Here is a 24196-nt window from a genome sequence, read left to right on the forward strand (position 1 = left end):
CTATTCAGCACAAGCAACACATTCGTCAGCCGCCAGATCGCAAGTGACCTGTTTCTGTTGAATGATGGTTTTATCAAGGGCAACCTGCTGACGGACTGGTAATCGATAGTAGGTTGTCCAGAGAGCCGATCTCATCCATTGTTCTAGGAAAGCTTGATCAATCACCTGGGTATCCCAAACGTTAAAGGATATCGAGTGAGCCTGTCCCGTCGCTTCCATACTTTGCTGCCAACAATTGGCCAATCGGAAATAGTCCTCATACCCCACTTCTGAAGCAATTTCTACTCGGGGATGATGATCATAGGTTTGAATCCCAAAAACGCCACTGTAGCGATCGACTTCACAGGCGATCGGGGGGCTAATTTCCGGTGTTGTTGTGTAGCCGTCGCGATCAACATAGCGATAAGCACAGGAAGCCGTTGGCGCAATTGTTAGACTGCGCTCCATTCCCTTTTTTCGGGCCCAAGCCGCAGCACGATCGAACCCTTCAATCAGACTGCCCACTAATCGATCGGCCTTGGTTTGATTTTTGGTGTGGTCGATCGGCCGCAGGCGCAATTCCCAAGCTTCAACTAACTCATGATAAGTAATCCCTTCGATCGCCAAAAGCGATGCCAAGCCGATTACCCCCAACCCCACCTGTCGATCGTGTTCGGGCGATCGATAAAGGCCGCTCTCACCCACACCAGTCACAGGGTGAATTGCACAGAGCATCTTCATACCATGCTCGAAAGCATCAGGAATATCCTCAATGCAGCACATTCCCAAGTTGACATGCTGCAGCAAACAGGTTCCCCGTGACGGCAAGAAGATTTCATTGCAAACATTGCCATACAGCAAATTTCCCGCAGCGTCAGTCCGAGCTTTAGAGAGCCACAAACTGCCGGATTGCATTTGCTCCATGATGTCATTTAGGTATGGCAATTGCAGCAAATCATCATGGACAATTAGCGTGCGTTTAGCCCAAGGCAAGCGATCAATTGGAATATTAATAAAGTCCTGAGCATCGGGGTGATGACTATCCAGATGCAAATTGACCGCTCCGTTTTTAAATCGGCCGCCCCGGCGGATCGTCTCATTCAGAACACTGTAAATGCGGGCAAAAGATGTGGGGCCAGAGGCCGTGACATTCGGCGAAACCGTACCAGCGGGCCGCAGCGCTGACAAGTTGATCGCGACACCGGCCCCATAGCGGAGGGCCTGGCTCGTGAAATGCCAACTGTCTTCGATGCCATCCGGGCCATCCATTCGATCCTGCACAGCCAGAACCGTGCAGCTCACGGGCAATCGCCCCGCAGGATCATGTAGCCAATGATCCACTCGCCCTGTCACTGCCACGGTGGGATGGTCTGCCAATGCCAAAATTGACTGCTTATTCATAAATGAAAGAGGACACAATGAGCTAGCTCATTCATCGAGCTGATAGGCCGAATCAATCATCAACCTTGAAATTTTTGGTGTTAATTCAGCTCCTATCGAGTTAAGAAGCCAAATTAAACTCTGACCAGCGATCGCACACTTGGCGATAACACTCAGAAGGCGCAATTGCTAGGTTTTGCAGCCAGTCAATCTCAACCTCTTGACCGTGCTTGACCAAAATCAAAATTTCTCGATCGGGTGCATAGGTTTTGATTGTGTTCAACAGGCGATCGATTGAACTAACAGGCACAAGGCAAAGGTCAAGATATAAAGCAGCAAGGTCAAACGGAATATATTGCACAGACCTTGCTGTTACATTCTCAATCCAGCCCAAGCGAGTAGTCACCGTTTCTTTCGCCGCACAAGCCACGATTCCTCGTCCATGTTTGAGGTAGCCCTGCCATGCAACATAGCCGATATACAGGAAGTTTTCCTGAATAAAAGTAGGTGACTCAACAGTCAGGTCAGGCAACCTTGAACTAGTGGGATGAATCATGAATTTCTTCCCGTAGCTTTTGCGTGGCGAGCACCATATTTTTGAGCGCAGGAAGCACTTCTTCCCACTGGCGAGTTTTTAGCCCGCAGTCAGGATTAATCCAGGTTTGCTGAACAGGCAAAAGATCAACACCAGTGCGCAACTGTTGGAGAATTTGCTCCACACTAGGAACGCTTGGGCTGTGGACATCATAGACCCCGTTCCCAACTTGATACTGATATCCAGCATCCGTAATTTCAAAGAGCGTTGCGTTGTTGCTGCGGCTATTTTCAATGGATAGAACATCAGCATCTAGACGCTCAATGTGCTCAATAATGTCTCCAAACTCGGAATAGCACATGTGCGTGTGAATCTGGGTTTCAGCCTTCGCGCCACCGGTGGCTAATCGGAACGAATCCACAGCCCAACTGAGGTACTCATTCCACCGGGCAGATTTCAAGGGCAACCCTTCCCGGAGAGCCGGTTCATCCACTTGCACCATGGCAGCTCCGGCGGCTTCCAAATCGGCAACCTCATCTCGTAAAGCCAGCGCAATCTGCATGGCCTGTTCACGGCGCGGGAGGTCAGCTCGGGGAAATGACCAATTGATCATTGTGACTGGGCCAGTGAGCATTCCCTTCACTGGCTTGTTTGTCAACGATTGTGCAACTCGGAATTCCCGAACGGTCATGGGTTGCAAGCGGGACACATCACCATAAATGATGGGTGGGCGCACACAACGACTGCCATAACTCTGCACCCATCCATCCGTTGTGAAGGCAAAGCCCTGGAGTTGCTGTCCAAAATACTCCACCATGTCAGTCCGCTCAAATTCACCGTGGACTAGCACATCTAGCCCAACTTCCTCTTGGCGCTTGATGCACTCTGCAATCTTGATATCGATCGCCTGGTGATAGTCTGTTTGGGAAATTTCTCCCTTTTTGTATCGGAGCCGCAGTTGTCGGATGTCTTGGGTTTGAGGAAAAGAACCGATCGTGGTGGTGGGCAAGGGAGGGAGTTTGGGTTGCCGATTCAGTCGTTGCTCATAGGGAAGGGAGCGCTGAAAATTCTCTACTTTTAGGGTTTGCAACACGTCGCGCACCACCGGATTGGGCAAGTTAAAGCGCTTGAATGCCTGCCAACGCAACTCGATCGCCGCTTGCTCATGGGCAATGTCTTGTCCGTTGAGGCCCCTGGCCAGCAACACCACTTCCGTTAACTTTTGCTCCGCAAAGCTGAGGACATCGCGCAAAGGTTGGGGGAGTTGAGTTTCGCAGGTTGCATCATGGGGAACGAACTGGAGCGACGCGGAGGGCTGAACGCGCAAATTTGGTGTGATTGCCTGCAATTCCTGAAGCAGTTCCAGCAGTCCCTTGGGTTCAATTGCCCAAACGCTCCGCCCGTCCACAACACCGGCCCCAAGCACTTTGTCGCGAGGAATGCCATGGGCTTTCACTAAAGACAGATTGTTGCCTCGCGTGAAATCGAGGCTAACTCCAGCTACCGGGAGCTGCATCACCCAGCTATAGGCATCCCCCAGATCATCAAAGTAGGTCACCAGTTGAATCGGCAGCCCCGCAGTTGCTAGCTGATGGTAGGTATGTTTAATGGCAGTTTCTAAATCGCCGGCATGACTGGTCACCAAGGCTGGCTCATGGAATTGCACCTCGGTGATTCCCAGAGATTTCAACTGCCCCAGCAGGTCAAGGTAGAGAGGCAGCAACCGATCCAAATCTGAGTAGAGATCGTTGGAGCGCCGACTGAGGGTGAGCAGCGTGACCGGACTGAGGATCACGGGAGTCGCCCGATCGCGGAGAATGAGCTGTGCTCGCTTGACCGTTGCCAGAAAATCATCGAAATTGGCCGCGGGAGCAAGATCAGACTCAATTTCGGGCACGAGATAGTGATAGTTGGTATCAAACCATTTCGTCATTTCGAGGGCAGGAATCCCGTCTTTGCCCCTGGCCATAGCAAAGTACTGATCAATGCCTGTGAACTGCCGAAACCGAGCGGGAATTAACCCCAGACGCACCGACCAATCTAGAACGTGGTCGTAAAGAGTTTGGTCTCCGACGGCAATTCGATCGACCCCAGCCTTTAACTGGGTTATCCAAGCGTGGGTTTCCACGGCTTCTACGACCGATCGCAAGGCGCTGATCTCACACTTGCCATACCAAAAAGACTCTAGGGCCTTTTTGACTTCACGATTTTTACCCATGCGGGCATAGCCCAAGGTGGCGGTTTGAATAACCATGGGAATCGAGGCTCCTGAAATTTTGTGAAATGTTGAGTGACGATGACACCGCCATTGAGGGGTGCTCTGTTCGATCGAGCACCCGCTGATCGGCTAGGCAAGTCCGCGCGATGTCAAGGAATGAATGTTGAAACCAAGTCCTGGGCGACAAACAGACCTAATCCAGCCAAGATGCAGCGAGTGTGGGCATTACTCTGAGGTTGCCTAAGTCTCGCTTTGGGGGCTAGGTTCGCAAGATTGGCGGTTGTGCCCCTGTGCTGGAGTTTGTCACTGGTGAGAGCGACGAAGGTTGAGTTTGTCGGTCTTTTTAGTCCCGCTGACACCAAGTCCCGCTAATTTTGACGGGGCGATCGGGTTTCTCATAATCTGGAGAAATTCCAAATTGCAACCAGCGATCGGGCAACCTGATAGTCAGTCCCCGGTCATCGTGGTTGGCCCTTGCCATTGGGTAGAAACTGGATTGCCCTAGCGGTCAGCTCTTTGAGGGAATTAGGATCCACGCCCGCCTGGACTTAGAAGTTTGCCGGACAGGAAGGCACGGTCAAGGTGCTGAGCTGAAATGTTGCGCTGTAAAAGCTTGACGACCCAATTTTCTGGGGGTCGTCAGCAAAATGCTGTAGGTTCATCTGTACCTCGCAGATGTGTGGTGCTTTGTAGGATTGAATCGGCGGGCATTCTGACTCGGAGAAACGCTTCTCCTTCACAGCTGCGGGACAGTGCCGGATTTACACCGAACTTTCCCCGTTACCTCTGGCGGCTGCTCCCCGCTAGAACCGACTCGGTGCAGTATAGCATCGTTTCCCCAACTTTCAGCGCTGGTGAGATGGGAATTCATCAATGCTCACCTTTTGGGCAGGAGTCTATTGGAGACTGAACTATCGGGTGTCGCCAATCAGGGTGAAGGCGGCCCAGTCGATCGGGTCGGGATATTCCTGAATGGTTCTTAGGGTGGCTTGGCGCAGGGCCGCCGCCTTGTCCATTCCTTGCCCCAGGAATTGATAGAACTGGGTCATCAGGAAGGCGGTGGGTGCGTCGGGCACGGCCCATTGGGTGACGATCGCGCTGGGGGTTCCGGCCGCCAGGAGCGATCGGGATAGGCCCACAATCCCATCACCGGAAATTGCCCCCTGGCCAGTGTTGCAGGCGCTGAGAACGACTAACTGCGCCTTCAAGTCCAGGTTCAGTAGTTCTCGGGCGGTCAGCCAACCATCATCCCCTGGGCTGTTGCTGGGGGCCAGGGCGATCGCGCTGTCTAGGCCATGTTTCGCATCCAGAATTCCATGGGTGGCCAAGTGGATCAGGCTGGCTTGCTCCATTTGCCCCAGGACGGCGGCTTTGGTGGCTTGGGATCCCAACAGGGGACGAGCGTTCAACATGTGGGCGATTGATTGGGCTTCGATTTCCGCATTGGGCAGCGGGGCCAATTGCGATCGAGTATTGGATCGGCTGCTGGGTAGACGCGGCATGGTTGGATTACCCACGATCAAGGGGCGATCGGTCAGGGCTGTTCCTCCCTGGCGCAGGCGCTGGGCCTGGCGTTGGGTGCGATCGAGCACTTGAATTGAAGGAGCCATGGCCAAACTGTGGCGCTCGATGAGATATCGGCCTTGATCATCTTGCAGGGCAGAAAAGGGCACCAGGAACAGATCCTGCTGGGGCATCACAATCAATTGATCGCCCGGTTGGGTGGGTAACCATTCGGCGATCGGCTCAATCAACAGGCGATGGAGCTGGCGCAAACCGGGGGTAATCGATCGCCGGTTGCCGTTCACCGTGGACTGGGCTGATCGGCTGGCGGTGCGTGTTCCCAAAAACAACCGCAACAGGGGAATTTGATCGCGTAGGGTTTGGCTGTTGGGCAAGGGCACTTGGCGAAAATGCACCTGTCCCGAAGGTTGCACCACCCAAATATTGATGGCTAAGTCGAGGAGCTGGCGTTGGCCCTCGTGGTCTCGGGTATCCCGCTCGATCGCGTAGGAAATCAGCGTGGCGGACTGCTCGCGGGCCACCCGCTGAATTTGCCCTAGGTCGATCGAGTCCGTCAATTCCGATGGATTGGGAGTTGGGGCCGATCGCGCGGCGGATCGATCGCCCCATTGGCTTTCCTCCGCCAACAGTTTCAAGAGGGCTTGGGCCCGACCCCGTTCATTGGCCAGCAGGGCCTGTTCCGGTTTTTGGGCCGCAATCAACACCGTTTGCAAGGTGCTGTAGGTGGTTTCTTGGGTTTCAAAAATCGCCAGCCGGGCCCCATCGCTGGTCAGGTTCTCGCGCACCTGTTCCCAAGAGGCGATCGCCCGTTGCAGATAATCCGTGGCCGCGTCAAAGTCTTGGAGTCGATAGTATGTATCTCCCAGGTTAGACAGGGCCCGCGCCGTACCGTGGCGATCGCCCAAGGCCTGGGACAGGGCCAGGGCCTTTTGTTGAACCGTGGCCGCAGTTCCATAGTCCCCTTGGGCATAGTAGGCCAAGCCCAAATTATCGAGGGTGCGGGCGATCGCCGGTTGATCGTTCGCCTGTTCCGCCAGGGCCAAACTGGCCTGATGGGCTTTCACGGCCGCCTCGTAGCGCGTGGCTTGGTAATCCAGCAGGCCAATTTGGGTGAGGGCGCGGGCTTGGTTGCTCAGATCCTGATGCTGCTGGGCGATCGCCAAGGACTGTGCAAAATAGGCGCGGGCTTGCTCCAGGTTTTGTTGATTGGTCGCCATCAGACCCAAGTTATTCAGGATATTGCTTTCCAACGTGGGCGCAGGGTTCGATCGCAACAGGGCCAAGGCCTGCTCATAATGGGCGATCGCCTCTGGGTATTGACCCAAAGCCCCATAACTACTGCCCAGGTCACTTTCCGCGATCGCGGCCAACAGGGGCTGATCCGTTGCCAAATCACGACTTTCACGATGGGCCAAAATCGCATCGCCATATTCACCCGCTTGGTAGTGGGCCCGACCCAACCGCTGCAAGGCCACCACGATCGCCTTGCGATCGCCACTGTTGCGGGCCCGCTCAAGGTCTTTGCGTTGGCAATCTAACCAAACGGTGTTGTCGCAAAGGGCTGCTTGCAGGGTTTCGGCCCGCAAGGCTTGCAAATTCAACACTTGCCCTGGATCGGTTACTGAGCCGTTGGCGGGGATTCCCGAGGAATTTGTGCTCTCCAAACCGGGCGATCGAGACCCCAGTAAAGCCGTTTGGTTAATCGCCTGGTTGGTTTGGAAATCCACCACGCCGGCCGAATGGGCCAGGTTCGAGCCACCCTCTCCAATTGCACCACTGTTAGGTAAGGGGTTACTGCTCACCGGTAGCCCCGTTGCCAAGGTTCCCACCATCGAGTTGTTGGCCGCATCCGTCACCCCCGAGGGCGGAACCAAAGGCGCTGCATTGGGAGACTGGCCGGAAGAAGGCGCGATCAATGGCGCGATCGACAAATTCGTGGATGTGGGAACTGCACTGGTCACAGGGGCCGCATTGCCAGCAACGCCGTTCACCGATGCCGGGTTCGCCGCAAAGGCAGCGGAGGCCAGATTCGCCCGCTGCACGATCGAATCGGAACTAATGGCCGCGCTTAGGTTATTGCCAATCAGGTTCGTATTCCCAGCATTGGCAGTTCCCGCCACTGGGCTACTCCCCCCCGCGCTCACCGGTTGTTCAGTGGTGTTGGCCAAGGTGGACTGCACTAACCCATCCACATTGGCGGCCCAAGGAGCCGAAATGGGTGCCTTGCCGGTAGAGAAATGGATTCCTTGATTGGTTGGTGTCAATAAGCCACCAAAGTTTGCTCCGTCAAGGCTGATGTTGACCGTAGCCACCGTGAATGAAGGGCCAGTGTTCCCGGTATTAGCGGTGTTGGAATTGTTGTTCACCACGATCGGCTTCACAGGCAAGAAAGCAGATCGATCGTCCTCATCCTCTGAATTGGTGGAATTGGTTGTGGTTGAGTCCACAGGGGCGATCGGGATCAAGCTAAAGGAAGTGTTCAGGCCGCTAACGGTGGTGTTGGTGGTGCTGGAATTGGAGCCAGTTTGCATGGGAGCCACCGGAATCAGCGACACTGAACTGCTCAGGGTTGGATTGGTACTGGGGGGATCGTTGGTTGTGCCGGGAATCAGGGTAATGGATCCGGGGTTGATCGTACCCGTTGTCCCTGTGCTCGTGCCCGTTGTTCCCGTGCCCGTGCCCGTTGTGCCCGTAGGGTTCAAAGGAACGACAGGGCGTAGGGTTGTGGAGCCAGTGCTGGTGCTGCTGCTGGAACTGGTGCTGCTGGGTGAGGGCGTAGTGGGTCTAGTGGTGGTGGTAGCAACCACGGGCGAGGAAATGAAGGGAGCGCGGTTGCTGCGGGCGGGTGTGGAGCCGAAGGCAAGGGTGGTTTGACCATCGCGATCGCTGAAGATCGGTTCAAAGACCGTGCGAAACAGCACCCGATCGCCCGTCGGTTGCGTCACAAACAATTGACCACCCGTGCGCAGGGGCAAATTCCCGGCGATCGCCCCTGAACTCACTAAAAAAAGATTGAGATCACTGATGATGCCGCTGTCGGAGTGGTGCAAGCCGTATAGATCCACCTGCCGATCGCCCCAGAGGGTCAACTGTCCCCCGGCGCTCAACCGCAAAGGATTCGTGGAATTGTCGCGCCCGATCGCCGCTTGTCCCGCCAGTAAATGTAAATCGCCCGTGGTGCTGAGCTGACTAGACAGCAGCAGCAAGTTATGGGCCGCCGACAGGGTGGCCGTTCCGGCCGTGGCTGACTGCACCGCCACATCACCCGCCGCCAAGGGGCCCTCAGAATGGCCGATCGAAACCGTGCCATCAGGCCGCACCGTCAAGGCATTGGCCGTGACCGGTTGCCCCGCCAGCAGTTCCGGAATGGTTCGCGGGGCGATCGGGTCCAACGCCAAATCCGCACCGGGCCGCCCCCCGATCGGCAAATCCAACGCCAGCACCGACCCTTCCGGCGTGAACCGCACAAAGCGATCGCCCGGAACCGCCGCCACCATCAGCCGCCCCCCCGGAGCCGACAGGGTTCCCACGCTCAAGACCGCGCCCCCCACCAAACTCAAGCTTTGGCCCGTTGGCACAGCCAGGGCCGCCCGGTTCAAAATTCCTGCCGGTTGCGACAGGGCAAACGCCAGCCCCGTTGGATCGCCCAACAAATTCGCGTATTGATTGGCTCCTGTCGCTTGGAACCAAAATTCCCCAGACTCACCAAAGCTCGCACCCGTGGCCGTGGTGGCCGTGAAGGAAGCGGGCACATTCAGCCGAGCATTGGGCCCAAACACCAAACCCGCTGGATTCACCAAAAACAGATTGGGGTTGCCACCGCTGACCTGGATGAGTCCATCAATTCGCGACGGATCGCCCCCCACCACACGCCCCAGAATGTTGCGCAAGTCCGGCGTGGCCAGGAAATTCGCAATTTCCTGGGTGTTGAGATTAAACCGCTCAAAGCTGTGGAACAGGTTGGCCCCATCGCTCGATCGACTGCCGCCGCTGATATCTAAGCGATCGCCCTGGGGAGTCACCACCGTGCCCGTGCCGTCGGCCGCCGGGGCGATCGACTGGGCCCAAACCGCCCCCGAGTCAGCACCCAGGCTCCCGATCGTCAAAAAACCCGCAATTCCCGCAATTAAACAGCCCCCAACACCTGCCCCCACGAAGGAGCAGCCACCTAAGTTCCGCAAGACATGCATGGTAAGGACAACAAGCAGTGAGTAGGAGTCAGATCCAGCGAGATCAAGACGCAAGCAAAATCAAGATGCCATCAAATCGCTGAAGTTTCTGGAGAGCTGCTCAACAAGCAACATACCCATTTTTCGCAAGAATTTGATCCCAGACGCTCCCTGGCCAGTCTAGAACATTCGTTTATGAAATTTAGAAACGATGCAGGCTGTTCAAGATCCGGTTCTGAATCCATTCAAAAACTGATGAAACCGTCAATTAAATTACTGATCAAGTTCTATTATTAATTTTTCTCATTACAGACAAAAACGCCGAATTTTTCATTCGTAATTCTTTAGCGCAATGAATATCAGAACCAATGAATACAGCCCTTACCTCGATTAGTAGCCCGTAGGGTGGGCACTGCCCACCGAGCCGTTGCTTCATGGTATCTGTGATATGGCGTGCCAATTATTTTAGGTAAAGGCTGTATCAAGCGAATATCAGAATTAGACTTGAAACTCAGCCTCAAGTAACTGTGTGATCTTGTTGTGACTTTGCAATCAATTCTCAAATAAAAAAGATAAACCCTGATGACTGTCAGACTTTCTTGAGCATCCAAACAGGCATGGTGTCCAAAATTTCTGCCATTTTTGCAATTACTCGCAGCGCCAGAAATGATTGATCAATGCCATCGATCCTTTGGATTACAAGTTTATGGCCTGCTTTTTTCACTAGTGAACAGAGCGAAAACCACACTCCCAAAAATCAGTTAAGCGCCTTTAGGCCGTTTCAGCACTCGTGTCAGCGCTATGAATTCGATGGCGCTGATGTTGACGTAATTTCAACATTAAATCGGGAGGCAACTTGGCAGACTTCCAATAGGCATCCTGGAAATTGGACTCGGCTAACTTTGCCATATGCAGGTCGGCCCCGGCAAAATTGGCTCCCAAAATATTTGCTTCTTGTAAGTTCACTCCCACCAACGATGCGCCCACAAAATCAGCTCCCAAAGCGCAGAGTCGATGAAGATTAGCACCATCAAAGGTTGCCCCGGTGAAGACCGCTTCGATCGAGTTAGTGGCTGATAAATTGGCTCCGGTAAAGTTGGCCCCGATCGCCCTGACCCAAGTGAGGCTAGCTCGACTGAGATTCACCCCAATCAAATCCACCCCAATCAAGTTTGCACCGTTCAAATTGGCTTCACTCAAGTTGGCACGGGTTAGGTTAGCCAACACCAAATTGGCTTCGCTCAAATTAATTCCCGGTAGCTCAGCCGCAATCAGATTAACTTCACTGAGATCTGCACCTCGAAAATTCCGTTCTCCTAAGCGATAGCGCCCCAACAGTTCATCTGCATCCATGACGTTATTCACCCCATTTACTTCAATTGGCTTGGGAATGAGCCAAATCGATCGCCCCTTGTCGTCACAAAGGGCTGTTACTGCTCAATATGACTGAATTATGACGAAGTATTGTCATCAATTCTGGGTAATCGACAATCTCACTGCTTCCCTCTATTCTGTTCAGAATAACGATGAGTAGAAACGAGTTGGCTTAATTATCGATTGATTTAGTTTTTATTCCCTTCCAGTCAATCTATCTTTACAAGCAGTTTGAGGGTGAATTCTGAAACCGCATGGGTGAAAGCTGCGGTGGATTCATAGGGCAAAACATTCCGTCCTGGAAGTTTGTAGCCTTCACCTTGGGGAAGGTTTTCAAGGTAAAGATTGAGACGCTGATCGGGACTTTCCTGCTTGCCGCTTTTGCTGATGCTAGAAGCGGTTTCCCCAAACAAGGCCAAGGTTGGGTAGGGGATTTTGCGAATTTTTTCGGCATAGCCCTTCTGCCAAAACCGAGCCAGAAACGCAAAAACCGCATGGCGACTGGCCGGATCCGCAGCCCCTTGATCCAGCATGGAAAGCCATTCTTCGTCAATGTCTGGCAAGGCAGCAAAAAGCTGTTTTGCCGAAAAAGAACTCAAAAATTGCCGCCGCTTCGCATATTGAAAAAAAGCAGCCCCGATCCAAGAGTCAAACAGCCCATTCCAGAGCAATTTCTGTTGCCACTTTGGCGCAACTTCGGCCATCACTTGCCAAGCAGGCGGCCCCGAGAGAATCAGGCCGCGAATGTCGATCGCCCCGTTGGCATTGTTGGCATGGGTCGATCGCTCCACCATCTCGATCGCCACGGGAAACAACGCCCCTTGCACCACCAAAATCACCGGCCGCTGCACCACCGTTTGCACAAAATGCAGCAGTTGATCGGCCCAATCTTCTGGATAAAGGGCGTAACGAGGCTTGGCCGCATCCCCACAGCCCAACAAATCTGGATTAAAGATGGCTAAGGCACTGCCCGATCGCTCCCAAGCATTAATGAACCGCGTCCAAAAGTGTCGCGATAGGCCAACCCCGATCGGGTGAATTAATAACAAAACTGGCTGATTCGGCTGGGCTGTTCCCCACTGATCATAGCTACAGCGATAGCCTTGCCAATCATAAAATTGAGTGGCGCGATCAGTCGAATTTTTCAGATTAGTCATGGTTTTTGCTCGCAAATAATGGCTAAATTCAGGTGTCTGTTTCGGCTTTTCAGATATCTTCCGAAATTGGCTCATGAACTTGAGTTTTGAAACTGGCTCATGAACTTGAGCTTTGAAATTGAGCTTTGAAATTGAGTTTTGAAATTGGGTTCAAAGATGGGGCGAAGGGTGAATGCAACAACGGTGATTTCTTAACTGGACTCCGAAGACTTTGGATCCGGATCACAGCGAATTTCTACCATGAATCCGTCAGGGTCGTAAAAGTAAACACCGCGACCGGTGGGGCGAGTGACGGGCCCATGGGCGATCGCCACTTGGTGCTGCTGAAGGACAGCAAGGGCGCGATCGAACGCTTCGGGGGCAATATCAAAGGCCAAATGATTGGCGCGGGTAAATTGCTGACCCGGATCCGGGTGCGGCGGCTGTAGGTCTGGCTCCCAAAACAAATCCAAAATCAAGCCATCGGGGAGCAAAAAGTTGGCAACCTTGCCCGCCGCCACCAGGGATTTGAGGGTGCTGGGAACCCGATCGCCCGTTAACTCCTCCAGACCCAACAGACCACCATAAAAGCGACGGGCGGCCTCCATATCCTTGACGTTGAGGGCGATGTGGTGAACCTTGCGCAGGGTGGCTGGTCCCAATCCAACGGACGCTGACGGGGCGGATGCCAACCCACAAGGCAAAGGAGACAAAGATGGCGAATCAACTTCCGGGGTCACATCCGGCGCGATCGCTTCAGGGTTCACCACTCGATCGACTGCTGTTTCCATCGCTCCATGCTTTCCCAACGCTTCGTGCCTTTCAGGTTAACAGGGCGATCGGGTGGGTGTCGTTGCCGTAAATTTGCGGAGAAAGGTGCTGAGAACCGGCGCATGAGTCACAGACCAGGGGTGAAGGGCAGGATCGATCGCGCCGTTCCAAACATCCTCTTAGAATGGGACAGCGAGTGCTGCCCTTGGTCATCCAATCGCTGCGTTTTGCCGCGTTGAAATGTTTGCCGCGTTGAAATGACTGTGCTCAACGCCAAAGCGGTCTGGAGCAATCCCAGAGCCATACCCAGAGCTATTCCAGAGCTATTGCTGTATTTTTTTGATCTCAACTGATCCCAATTGATTTCAACATTGATTTCAACTCGCGTCCCAATTGATTCCAACTCGCGATCGCCTAAGTATGTCTGAACCCAACGCAACCCCATCCGCTGTCCAGTCGCCCGACTTGTCCCCGATCGCCCCTGGGGAAACCACCGCTGGCTCGCTGCCTGATTCGGAGGTGATCGAACTGCCGCCGGATTTTGTGTTGCCCACGGGGTTGGCGGCCATCTCAATTCTGTTTTTGGCTTGGAACTTGTTGGCGGCGTTGGCGCTGGCGGCGTTTTCGGCGTTTTTGACCCTGCAAGCGGCCACCCTGCGGCTGTTGTTCACGGCAACGGCTTTGGACATTTACCGGGGCGACAAGCTGATTCGGCGCTTTCCTTACCAGGATTGGGAAAACTGGGATATCTTTTGGTACTACCTACCGACCCTGTTCTATTTCAAGGAAGTGAAGAGCTTGCATTTCCTGCCCATTTTGTTTGACCCCAAGCTCTTGCGGGCCTGTTTGGAAGCGAAACAACTACCTAAGCGCCGCGCTTGGCAATAGGGCCGCTGGGGCACGATCGAGCGCCGGGGAAATTTCTGAGGGCGATCGAGCGGGCGCGATGGAATTGGCGAGATCGGTCACTTTCGGGAAACCCGACCGAAGATCGGGTGGGGCTACGAATCATAATTGTCCAAGGAACTGGGATGATGGCGGCCAAGGTTTAAACGCTCAGTGTTGTTCCGCTTGAGCGTTCCACTGTTTGCAATCTAGTGCTTGAAATGTCTGATATTGCTGATCTGTCCGAATCGATCGATCGCCCCTCGGAAACCAACTGGGACGATGAACCGTTGCCCACCCCTGCCCCATCGCCCCAGGTGGGAGAAGCGGCGACGACCGGAACACCGGTCAGCTCGGCAGATCGATCGAGCACAGCAGCGCTGACAGCCACAGGGGAATCGATCACCGATTTGGCCCCCGAGGCTTCCCCCGCCCCGGAACCGACAGCGACACCGGACACGATCGGCGCACCATCCCCGATCGACAGCTCCCCGGTGGCTCCGGCCCCGATCGTCGCGGCCCCAGAGTCGGCAGCGCCTCCGGCGGATAACCCCGATCGAGCAACGCCAGCAGCCACTTCAAGTGCAGACCCAAATCCAAACCCAGATCCCGATCCAAGCGCACAGCCCAATCTCGACCCAGCGCCAACTTCAAATTCCCAAAATTCCCAATCAGCCACCCAAGACTTAGCCGATCGCGTGGCCGATCTCCAAGAGCAACGCGATCAACTGCTGGCGGAAATTGCCCAAGCCCGTCGCGACCTCAGCCGCATTCTCAGCTTGGGAACTGCCGAGCTGGAACAGCGCCGCCAAAACCTGACCGCCAGCATTGAGCAACTGGAGCGCCGTCAGGAACGAATTCGCCAGGAAATGAAAAGCACGTTCGCCGGTGCATCCCAAAACGTTGCCGCCAGGGTTCAGGGTTTCAAGGACTACCTGGTGGGCAGTTTGCAAGAGTTGGTGGCCGCCGCTGAGGAGTTATCCTTTGCGCCGCCGCCCGCCCCAACTCCAGCCCCGGCTCCGGAGCGATCGGCCCCCACGCCACCCACCGCGATCGAGGGACAATTTCAGGGCGATCGCCGCAAAATTGAGCAAATCCTAGAGCGATATCGCACCCGGCCGGACTATTACGGCCCCCCGTGGCGTTTGCGGCGCACCTTTGAGCAGGTTCACGCCGATCGGGTCAGTCAGTGGTTTTTTGACCTCAGCGGTCGAGGGGCCCTGCGCACCATGGGCAGCCGCCTACAAAACATCCTGGTGGTTTCCGCCACCATCTCTGTGCTGCGGGCCATCCATGGCGATCGACTCCGAACCCTGATCCTGATCGACAGTCCCGAGCGGCTGGGCGACTGGCGGCGCGGCCTGCAAGACTCCCTGGGCATTTCCCGCGCCGACTTTGGGGCCGAACAGGGCGTAATGCTATTTGAGTCCCCGGATCCCTTGGCGCAACGGGCCGATCGAATCCAGCGGGGCGGTGGCGTGCCGTTCATTGTGGTGGACGAGTCCGACGGTCGCATTAGCCTTTCGTTGTTGCAGTTCCCCCTATGGCTGGCGATCGCGCCGGATCCCCGGATTGCGCCCCCCAGCGGCCTCGGCGGCAGCAGCTATGACTACTAACGTTGAGCTAGCCGACACCAATGGTCAGGATCGAGTAGACACCGCGAATGAGTTGTTAGGGCCAGTTGTTAGGGCCAATCCAAGCGATCGAGGGCTGAAGCCCCATGGCGATCGGGCAACGAGAGTGGCAAAATTCGTAAAAATCCTTGAAGCTTCAAGCCATCCAACCTATTGATGGCTAGCATGTCCAAGTAACTGCAACCAGTTCAAGATCACTGGGCGCTGTATTTCGGTGTGGTGCAACCTATGGTGAAGCTGAAAATCGTTCAACCCACGATCTTCAAAAGCCGGCCAGTCTCGTCGAGTGAACTGCCAACCGCAGAAAAACTCTCGGTTGCCCCCCGCGAACTCACGGTACAGGCGGCCGTCTTGGAAGGAAGTCACTATCGGGTGACCCTGATCGAGCCGATCGGGAATCGCCAAGAGTGGTTCATCTTTAAGGATCATTTGGAAATTGCCGCCGTCCCCACCCTGGTTGTCAAGAGCGAAACCGTTTTTAAAACCCGTGTGGCCCTGTCTTCGGCCCTGAGCAGCGCGGAGAAGCTGAGCGTGGCCCGGGGTGAATTTCCCCTTGAAAGCTACGAAGAAGCGCCCGATTCCCACCTGAGCGTGGTGTTGATGCAGCCCCTGCGCGATCGCAAAAATTGGGTCGTGTTTAAGGGGCACATCGAGCTATTGAACGTGCCGCCCTACCCGCCGCCAAAGGACGCAACTAATTTTCCGCCCCTGCCCAAGATTCGGGTCAAAGTGCCCACCATCTTTAAGCAGCGCCCCGTCTCTTCCGCAGAACTCAAGGATGATGAAGAGGTGTCCGTATCGCCGGGCGATTTTCGGATTCGGGCCATCAGTCGATCGGGCAGCCACTATCAGGTGCAGCTCAGTGAGCCGGTGGGCGATCGCCAAACTTGGTTTGTGTTTGCCGGCCATGTGGACTTAATTGATGCCGATCAATTGCTTTCGGCCAGTCCGGCTCCTAGCCCTGCCCCGGCTCCCGCTCCTAGCCCCGTGCCCGCCCCGGCTCCAGCCCCCGCCCCAAGACCGGCCCCGGCTCCCGCGCCCGCGCCCGCCCCTCAACCTGCGCCCGCGCCTAGTCCTAGCCCCGCGCCTTCCCGCGGCCCCGCCATTCGGATCCCTGGCTATGGTGTGGTGGGAACCCGTGATCCAATTGTGCCGAACGGTTCCTTTTTCTGGGGAGAAGCGACTAAGGACGGCACCAGGCTCCCTGAGTCGGAAGAAATTGCCCGCAACATTGTGCGGATGGCTCAACAGATGCAGCGAATTCGCACCAAATTGGGCGATCGCGCCATCACCATCACCAGTTGGTATCGACCGCCAGCGGTGAACCGGGCTGTGGGCGGTGCTTCCAACTCAACCCACATGCGCGGCCATGGGGTGGATTTTGTGGTCGAGGGTCTTTCGCCCCAAGCGGTGCAGCGGATTCTGGATCCTTGGTGGGAAGGGGGCCTGGGATATGGCTCCACCTTCACCCATGTGGATAACCGGGGGTATCGGGCCCGGTGGAATTACGGCAATTAATGCCTGAGACAGGTAATCCCATCTAGCGCCTAAGCGGGTGTCTGAGAAGCAACTTGAGAGGCCTGCAAAGCACGAGTCATCGTGGAGCAAGGGGCTTCAGCCCCTTGTTTTCGATGATCGATGAGACTCGCAAGGTGGCAGTGATGACTTTTCAGATATCCCCTAAAATTTCGCGAACTTCGCTGCTAAAATCTGGCTGCTAAAAAACGGCTTCCCCCTGATCGATCAGAGGGAAGCGCTTTTGTTGCAAATTTTTCAGCAAATTTTGGCAGCACGGTTCAGCAAATTGCAGCCCGATCGCCTAGCGGGAGGCAACGGTTTGCGCCAGGGCCACCCGCATTCGATCGACAGTACGTGCATTTTCCGCCGGGCTGCCCACGGTAATACGCAATCCGCCTCCTGTGTGACGAATCAGGGTTCCCTGCTGCTTAAGCTGCTGAACCAAATGAGCCATGGCTTCATCGGTGTTGGCGGCTCCCTTCAGGCGAGCATAAAGAAAATTCGCTTGGCTGTCCCACAGTTCCAGTCCTGGCAGGGCCCGTAACTGCTGGAGCAATCGATCGCGCTCCGTCAAAATTTCTGGGACGATCGCCAACAGGTCTCGGCGGTGGGCCAATGCGGCGAGGGCGGCCGCTTGGGTAAAGCTGGGCAGGTTGTAGGGTAGGCGTACCTTTTCCAGAATGGCGGACAACTCGGGATTGGCGATCGCGTAACCCACCCGATGGGCCGCCAATCGAAACGCCTTCGAAAACGTCCGCAAAACCACCCAGTTGGGCCGCGCTTGCAGTTCGCCCACCACGGTGCGACGGCTGAATTCAAAATAGGCTTCGTCAATCACCACCAAAATATTGGGTGGCAGTCCCCGCAACCAGTTGAGTTCCGCCGTCGTCAGAGCGTTGGCGGTGGGGGAGTTGGGATGCACCATCCACACCACCCGCACGGGCGAGGGGGTCAGTTGCGCTTGGGCAATGACCTGACGCGCGGCATCCAGATCAATTTCAAAGGTTTTGGGCGATCGGCCCACTCGTTCCACCGGAATTCCCAGGGTTTGGGCCAAAATCCCATACATGCCAAAGGTGGGCTGGGCCACCAACACGCGACCACGACCGCCCACACAGGTGGCAATCAAGATCGATCGAATTAATTCATCCGAGCCATTCCCCACGGAAATTTGCCCAGGGGCGATCGCCTCCGCCGTGCCGTTGGCAATGGCCGAGCAGGCTTCATTCACGTATTGGGCGATCGCCCGCTTCAGATCCGTATGATCGCCTCCCGGGTAACGGTTAGTTTCAATCAGGTTCTGATAGGTTAAGCAGAGTTTTTCTTTCAGCGCTTCCGGCAACTGATAGGGACATTCATTGGTGTCCAGACGATCAATCTCAACGCCCGTGGGTAACTCTCCCCCCGGGTGAGCCTGATAGGCGACAAACTCAACCAAATCTGGACGCAAAAACTCCAACATGGTGCGGGCTACAAATGGCTGTTAGGGAGGTTGACCGGCCTTCCGTCTTCAAACAACGGAATGGGCTGCACAAAAAATCTGAAACAAACCCCAAAAATTCAATTTCAACTGCAATTAGATGGGCAACACCGATATTGATCTGCTGTTGATCTGTTATTGATCTGTAGTTAGTCTGTGATTTGGCTAGGATCCCCCCCTTGAATCGCGAACTGAATCACAGGTAGAACACAAACTTAATCTAGTTCAAGCAAGCCAGTCTAATCAAGCTAGTTTCATTGGGCTAATTTAGTCGGGCTAATTCGCTCAGGCTCATTCAATCCGACTAATTCAACCGGGCTGATGCAATGCATTGGATAAGTTGATTAGTTGGGGCTTCCATAGCACCGGGTTGAAAAGCCACCAGTTAACGCAAAAATGATCAGCATTGAAACAAGAATTGATTGGCGATTTAACCTAAAGATGGCTTGAAGATGGCTTGACCTGAAGGTGGCTGGATGGAGCTGAAGGTTCTTCAAAAATGATCTAGTCCCAAAACCACGGCGGCCAACATTTTCTCAAGATTTTTGAGGATGCATTTGGATGATCGCCCTCATCATACCGAGATTCTCCTTGCAAAAACACTGGACTCCAGAAAACGCAATCGAAAACCGGTTGGGGCCTCCGCTCTGCCCGACCTTGGGGAGCGATCGTCGCTGGCCTCGGAGGCGATCGCTCCAGCAGCACATTCAGCGGCCCCATCGGCTCCCTATAGCCCCGTCAGGTTGACCTGAACCGATCGCGCCACTCGATTGGCCTTGGCCCGGGCCTGGTCGATCGAGTCAGCCCGCGCCAGGGCCACCCCCATCCGCCGATATTGACGGGTGCTGGGTTTGCCAAACAACCGCACATCCGTGCCCGGCTCCATCAGGGCTTCCGCCAACCCGTCATAGACCACCGACTCTGCGGGATCCGACTGGCGATTGGCCAAAATGGCAGCACTCGCAGCCGGTTCGTAAACCGTAATTTCTGGGATGGGCAACCCCAGAATGGCCCGCAGGTGCAACTCAAACTCATTCAGGTTTTGGGAGATGAGAGTGACCATGCCCGTGTCGTGGGGGCGGGGCGACAGCTCAGAGAAAATGGCAGCGTCAGGCGTGATGAAAAATTCCACCCCAAAAATGCCCGCGCCGCCCAGGGCCTCCGTCACCCGTTGGGCGATCGATTGGGCCTGTTTCAACAGCTCCGGAGCGATCGGGGCCGGTTGCCAGGATTCTTGATAGTCACCGCGTTCTTGACGATGGCCGATCGGGGGGCAAAACAACGTTGGCCCCGCCCACTGCCGAATCGTCAGCAGCGTGATCTCCAGCTCAAAGTGAATAAATTCCTCAACAATCACCTTGGACTGGTCACCGCGCCCCTGTTCGGTGGCGTATTGCCAAGCGGTGGTTAGCTCCTCGGGCGATCGCACCACGGATTGGCCCTTGCCCGACGAAGACATCACCGGCTTCACCACATTCGGAAAGCCAATCTCCGCCGCCACGGCCTGCAATTCCGCCAAGGTGGCCGCATAGCCATAGCGAGCCGTGCGCACCCCCAACTCGCCCGCCGCCAAGTCCCGGATTCGATCGCGGTTCATGGTGTAGTGGGTGGCGGCGGCCGTCGGAATGACGGTGATTCCGCGTGCTTCAAATTCCGCGAGCTTTTCGGTGCGAATTGCTTCAATTTCCGGAACGATGAAATCTGGGCGATGCTTCGTCACGATCGACTCCAGCGCATCCCCATCCAACATTGAGATGACCTCTGCCTCGTCGGCCACCTGCATCGCGGGCGCATTGGCATAGCGATCGACCGCAATCACCTGGTTGCCCAGACGCTTGGCCGCGATCGCAAACTCTTTGCCTAACTCGCCGGAGCCAAGCAGCAAAAAGGTTTTAGGCAAAGTAGAACCGGTGACGGACATGAACTTTCAACACACCATAGCTGAACGATCATCAACGCCGCAGCCCCAGACCAGAGGCCACGTTTTCCTTGAACATTTTTGCCTGAACGCTTTCCTGGATGCAGTCAACGCCACTGAACTGGATTCGGCTCTTTCTGGAGGCGGCACTGATTCCAGCGCAACCACCCGATCAAGCACCCATCCCAGTCCCGATCGCCATCCCGATCGCCCCTTAGAAATCGCTCAGGCAACCCAGGGCAAAAGCCCGTTCAGATAACCTTCCTATTATCACGCGGTGGGGGCGATTTCCACAGAGAGCGGGCGACGCAGCGGTTGGTATCTAGCCGAAACAAATCGATCAATCCCCGCCAAATCCCGATGGGCCGTAATCTCCTGATAAGACCCCTTGGCCCACAACAGTTCCATCACCGTCGGAGCCTGCCCAGCCATCACCTCCACCAACCAAACGCCACCCGGTCGGAGATAGGCCGGAGCTGTCTTCACCAAATGACGCAAGCAATCGAGGCCATCGGATCCCCCATCGAGCGCCCCATGGGGTTCATGGTCAGCAACTTCCGGCTGCAATGCAGGCACTTCCGCACTCGGGATATAGGGCGGATTGGAAACCATCCCCGCCAGGTGGCCCGCCAGATCCGTCAGGGGTTCAAACCAGTTCCCCAACGCAAGGTGAATTCGGTGATCCAGCCCTGTGTGCATGGCGTTGAGATGGGCAATTTCCAGCGCCGCTGTCGATCGATCCACCGCCCAAATTGTTGCCTCCGGCATGGCTTCCGCCAGCGCCAGGGCGATCGCCCCGCTCCCCGTCCCCAAATCCGCCCAAACACCCCGCCGCAAGAGGGCATTCGTCGCCGTCAGCTCCCAAGCCAAGTCCACAATTAACTCCGTCTCGGGCCGAGGAATCAGCACCCCGGGAGACACCTGCAGCCGAAAATTGCGCCAGCCCACCACCCCAGCCAGGTACTGCACCGGTACGCGATCGATCAATCGCCGCTGCCACAGTTGATCCAAGCGTTCTAGGTCGATTCCCGAAGGCAAATCGCCCACCTGGAGCCGCAGCCGCAGCCGATCGACCCCGGCCCATTCAACCAAGAGCCAATCCAGTTCCCCAATGGGCACTTGCTGCTCCGATGCTTGGCGGCGCGCTTGCGCATACCAAGTCCAAAAATCCGCTGTCATGGATCACACCGCTCCGCAATTGCCACAAAGCCCCGAGTGAACAGTGCCCCGCTGCGATCGCTTTGTACCGCTTCATGGCCCTTCTCGCAATGACCGGGCCACAAATTGTGCCCATGGAACCCGCCCAAAAATCAACGGCAACCATTGGCCCGAGCACCCACTCAGGCGATCGGCAATCCATTTCAGGAATGATTTCGGCTAAAACACGCCCGCCAAGGCCAAAACGCAGCGATCGCACGCCAGCACAGAACACCTCAGGCGCGGTTGTTAATTCTGAACTGCAACACTCTCCCCAGATCTTGAGCCTCAGATCTTTTGATTTTTGCAAGGAATTTCATATCATGGCAAAGTCAGAGATCTTGCAAGGGCAATGCCCAATCCTTAGTCATTATCAGTGGGTGCTGTTAGCCCAAATTCCTTACCGTCACCATCAATTAATAGCTGTTAATAGCTTTCATATGATTCAAGCCTTAAGTTTTTTTTCAGGGTGTATGGGCCTTGATTTAGGTCTCGAAAAAGCGGGTATTGAAGTGTTACTCGCATCAGAAATTGATCCAGCCGCTCGACAAACTATTCAACTGAACCGTCCCTACCTACCCCTATTAGGCGACGTGAGAGATTACACAGCCCCCGAAATTCGATCCCTAGCCAAGCTAAAAGCTAATCAGGATCTTGATTTAGTTGTGGGTGGGCCACCTTGCCAAGCTTTTAGCAGTGCTGGTAAACGTCAAAGCTTTAATGATGATCGTGGCAATGTTTTTCTATTGTTTATTGATTTGGTAATTGAATTAAATCCTCGTTTTTTTGTCCTAGAAAACGTCCGAGGATTGCTATCAGCAACTCTCCAGCACCGCCCCATGCACCTGCGCGGCAAACAAGCACCACCCCTGAATCCAGAGGAAAAACGAGGTAGTGCCCTATTGCACATCATTCAAAAAATTAAATCTGCTGGCTATAGTGTTTCATTCAATTTATACAATGCTGCTAATTTTGGCTCTCCTCAACAACGAGAACGGGTGGTGATTGCTTGCAGTCGCGATGGGCAGAAATTGCCCTATTTAACACCAACCCATTCTGAAACAGGGCTGTATAATTTGCCGCGATGGCGCACGCTACAGGATGCCTTAGCGGGCTTACCCACCGAAGGTCATGAATTTGTGAAATTCCCTGAAAAGCGCTTGAAATATTATCGCCTGTTAAAAGCCGGACAATATTGGCGAGATTTACCACCAGAATTACACGCGGAAGCCCTTGGCGGTTCCTATCAAGCAGTGGGCGGAAAAACGGGTTTTTATCGCCGTTTAGCCTGGGATAAACCATCGCCCACGATCGTGACTCATCCAGCAATGCCGGCTACCGATTTAGCACATCCTGAGGAAGATCGTCCCTTAAGTGTTCAAGAATATAAACGCTTACAGGAATTTCCAGATGATTGGAAAATTGCCGGTGGATTGCTCGATCTCTATCGCCAAATTGGTAATGCAGTGCCCTGTTCGCTAGGGAAGGCGATCGGCCAAATGTTACTGGACTATCTCAATGGTCAAACAGAAACCAAATATCCTGACTTTCCCTATTCTCGTTACTCTAAAACTGATGACGTGAGCTGGTGGGCCGACGTTGTTGGCAACTCAGAACAGCCTGAACATGGTCATGACAAATCACAGCAGCTTTGCTTAGATATCTTTTGATCTATTGCTCACTTTGAAAAGCGAGATAAGCCGCTTCAATATTCAAAATCATGGTTTTTACGCTGTCTTCAACTAGACCATACTCAATCCCAATCTTTGACCAAAACTCCTGACCGCAAGCCCGAGGAATTGTGGGACTAGAAAAGTTCCAAGTCCCTAAACAGAATGCAGCAGCAAATAAGGAAAATTCATGAATAGCTAACTCTTCCTGAGATCTGGGCTTTTGGCTACCGGTTAATGTGCCAGGTGTCGTTTTGAGTTGCGTGAAGATCGGGTTGGTGTGGCCCACCTCAAAAATAATGATGTCTATTCCTGTAATTTTGATCCCAAAGTCTTTTTCTGGGCTGATGGCATAAGGACTGATTTTAGCCAAATCTTCCCATAGTTGACCCATTTTGGTGCTTAAACTGCGAGAAATTGCATTACTAGCAGTAAAGAGTGTTGCACCACAGAGTTCATAGAGATTTTTGGGATTTTCAGCAGCTTGGCGAGGCGATCGCACTAGGGACGGAATCGAGTCGATAAATTGCTGGGCAAATGCATGACATTTTTGGGTGATCGCCTCTGATTGGTTTTGGCGATCGAGTACAGAGTTGTCTTGCTGATCGGCTGTAATTTGTTCACGGCAATAGTCCAGCAATAGCGGCTTGATGGCAGTTGCTCGCTGATAGGCAGTTTGCAAACTCGGTTTGATTTGTGGAGGAACTGTTATTGACTTGGCATAGGTATCAATCAACGTTGCCCGATCGCCCAAGGAGAGTGATCGCAAGTCATCTATTTTCAAATCATTCATAAAGTCTGGCCGAGA

The 24196-nt window shown here is 54.6% G+C and carries 16 protein-coding genes and 1 riboswitch; of the genes, 4 read left to right on the plus strand and 12 right to left on the minus strand.

What is annotated here, in order from left to right; translation table 11 throughout:
- From H6G53_RS01065 to H6G53_RS01100, 8 genes are all read right to left on the minus strand, one after another.
- Complete coding sequence (locus H6G53_RS01065) at window positions 1-1380, minus strand: hypothetical protein (RefSeq protein ID WP_199309079.1); 1380 nt, start codon at window positions 1378-1380, stop codon at window positions 1-3.
- Window positions 1381-1480: 100 nt separating this feature from the next.
- A complete protein-coding gene (locus H6G53_RS01070; RefSeq protein WP_190530654.1) occupies window positions 1481-1915 on the minus strand; it encodes a hypothetical protein in 435 nt (144 codons plus the stop codon).
- On the minus strand, window positions 1899-4148 hold the full coding sequence (gene metE / locus H6G53_RS01075) for a 5-methyltetrahydropteroyltriglutamate--homocysteine S-methyltransferase (protein WP_190530655.1): 2250 nt from the start codon (window positions 4146-4148) through the stop codon (window positions 1899-1901). The genes H6G53_RS01070 and metE overlap by 17 nt, the downstream gene beginning before the upstream one ends.
- Window positions 4149-4796: 648 nt before the next feature.
- Window positions 4797-4941: riboswitch (cobalamin riboswitch) on the minus strand.
- An 82-nt stretch (window positions 4942-5023) separates the two neighbouring features.
- A complete protein-coding gene (locus H6G53_RS01080) occupies window positions 5024-9826 on the minus strand; it encodes a CHAT domain-containing protein (RefSeq protein ID WP_190530656.1) in 4803 nt (1600 codons plus the stop codon).
- 750 nt (window positions 9827-10576) lie between these two features.
- Window positions 10577-11158 carry a pentapeptide repeat-containing protein gene (locus H6G53_RS01085; protein ID WP_190354693.1) on the minus strand — a complete coding sequence of 194 codons (582 nt, stop codon included), beginning with the start codon at window positions 11156-11158 and terminating at the stop codon, window positions 10577-10579.
- Between the two features lie 230 nt (window positions 11159-11388).
- Window positions 11389-12336 carry an alpha/beta fold hydrolase gene (locus H6G53_RS01090; protein ID WP_190530657.1) on the minus strand — a complete coding sequence of 316 codons (948 nt, stop codon included), beginning with the start codon at window positions 12334-12336 and terminating at the stop codon, window positions 11389-11391.
- A 191-nt stretch (window positions 12337-12527) separates the two neighbouring features.
- Window positions 12528-13106 carry a VOC family protein gene (locus H6G53_RS01095; protein ID WP_190530658.1) on the minus strand — a complete coding sequence of 193 codons (579 nt, stop codon included), beginning with the start codon at window positions 13104-13106 and terminating at the stop codon, window positions 12528-12530.
- A gap of 31 nt (window positions 13107-13137) precedes the next feature.
- The gene (locus tag H6G53_RS01100; protein ID WP_190530659.1) at window positions 13138-13299 is read right to left on the minus strand and encodes a hypothetical protein; all 162 of its coding nucleotides are present in this window, start codon (window positions 13297-13299) and stop codon (window positions 13138-13140) included.
- 207 nt (window positions 13300-13506) lie between these two features.
- Here H6G53_RS01100 and H6G53_RS01105 point away from each other — a divergent pair, with 207 nt between their 5' ends.
- From H6G53_RS01105 to H6G53_RS01115, 3 genes are all read left to right on the plus strand, one after another.
- Window positions 13507-13974 (plus strand): DUF3119 family protein, encoded by a 468-nt coding sequence (locus H6G53_RS01105; RefSeq protein ID WP_190530660.1) that lies wholly within the window; start codon window positions 13507-13509, stop codon window positions 13972-13974.
- 218 nt (window positions 13975-14192) lie between these two features.
- Entirely contained in the window at window positions 14193-15587 is a 1395-nt protein-coding gene (locus H6G53_RS01110; RefSeq protein WP_190530661.1) for a DUF3086 domain-containing protein, read from the plus strand.
- A 246-nt stretch (window positions 15588-15833) separates the two neighbouring features.
- Window positions 15834-17123: a D-Ala-D-Ala carboxypeptidase family metallohydrolase gene (locus H6G53_RS01115; protein WP_190530662.1), complete on the plus strand. Its 1290-nt coding sequence runs from the start codon at window positions 15834-15836 to the stop codon at window positions 17121-17123.
- A gap of 301 nt (window positions 17124-17424) precedes the next feature.
- Here H6G53_RS01115 and H6G53_RS01120 read toward each other — a convergent pair whose 3' ends face one another.
- The 3 genes from H6G53_RS01120 to prmC form a co-directional block, all read right to left on the minus strand.
- Window positions 17425-18585, minus strand: a complete 1161-nt coding sequence (locus H6G53_RS01120; protein ID WP_099534619.1) for a histidinol-phosphate transaminase — start codon at window positions 18583-18585, stop codon at window positions 17425-17427.
- Between the two features lie 745 nt (window positions 18586-19330).
- Window positions 19331-20524, minus strand: a complete 1194-nt coding sequence (gene purT / locus H6G53_RS01125) for a formate-dependent phosphoribosylglycinamide formyltransferase (RefSeq protein ID WP_190530663.1) — start codon at window positions 20522-20524, stop codon at window positions 19331-19333.
- Window positions 20525-20791: 267 nt separating this feature from the next.
- On the minus strand, window positions 20792-21700 hold the full coding sequence (gene prmC, locus H6G53_RS01130; RefSeq protein WP_099534616.1) for a peptide chain release factor N(5)-glutamine methyltransferase: 909 nt from the start codon (window positions 21698-21700) through the stop codon (window positions 20792-20794).
- A 74-nt stretch (window positions 21701-21774) separates the two neighbouring features.
- Between prmC and H6G53_RS01135 the strand changes: the two genes are divergently transcribed.
- A complete protein-coding gene (locus H6G53_RS01135; RefSeq protein WP_242030756.1) occupies window positions 21775-23388 on the plus strand; it encodes a DNA cytosine methyltransferase in 1614 nt (537 codons plus the stop codon).
- A 1-nt stretch (window position 23389) separates the two neighbouring features.
- Here H6G53_RS01135 and H6G53_RS01140 read toward each other — a convergent pair whose 3' ends face one another.
- Window positions 23390-24181, minus strand: a complete 792-nt coding sequence (locus H6G53_RS01140) for a hypothetical protein (RefSeq protein WP_190530664.1) — start codon at window positions 24179-24181, stop codon at window positions 23390-23392.
- Window positions 24182-24196: the final 15 nt, after the last annotated feature.

Source organism: Limnothrix sp. FACHB-406 (assembly GCF_014698235.1).
GTDB lineage: Bacteria > Cyanobacteriota > Cyanobacteriia > CACIAM-69d > CACIAM-69d > CACIAM-69d.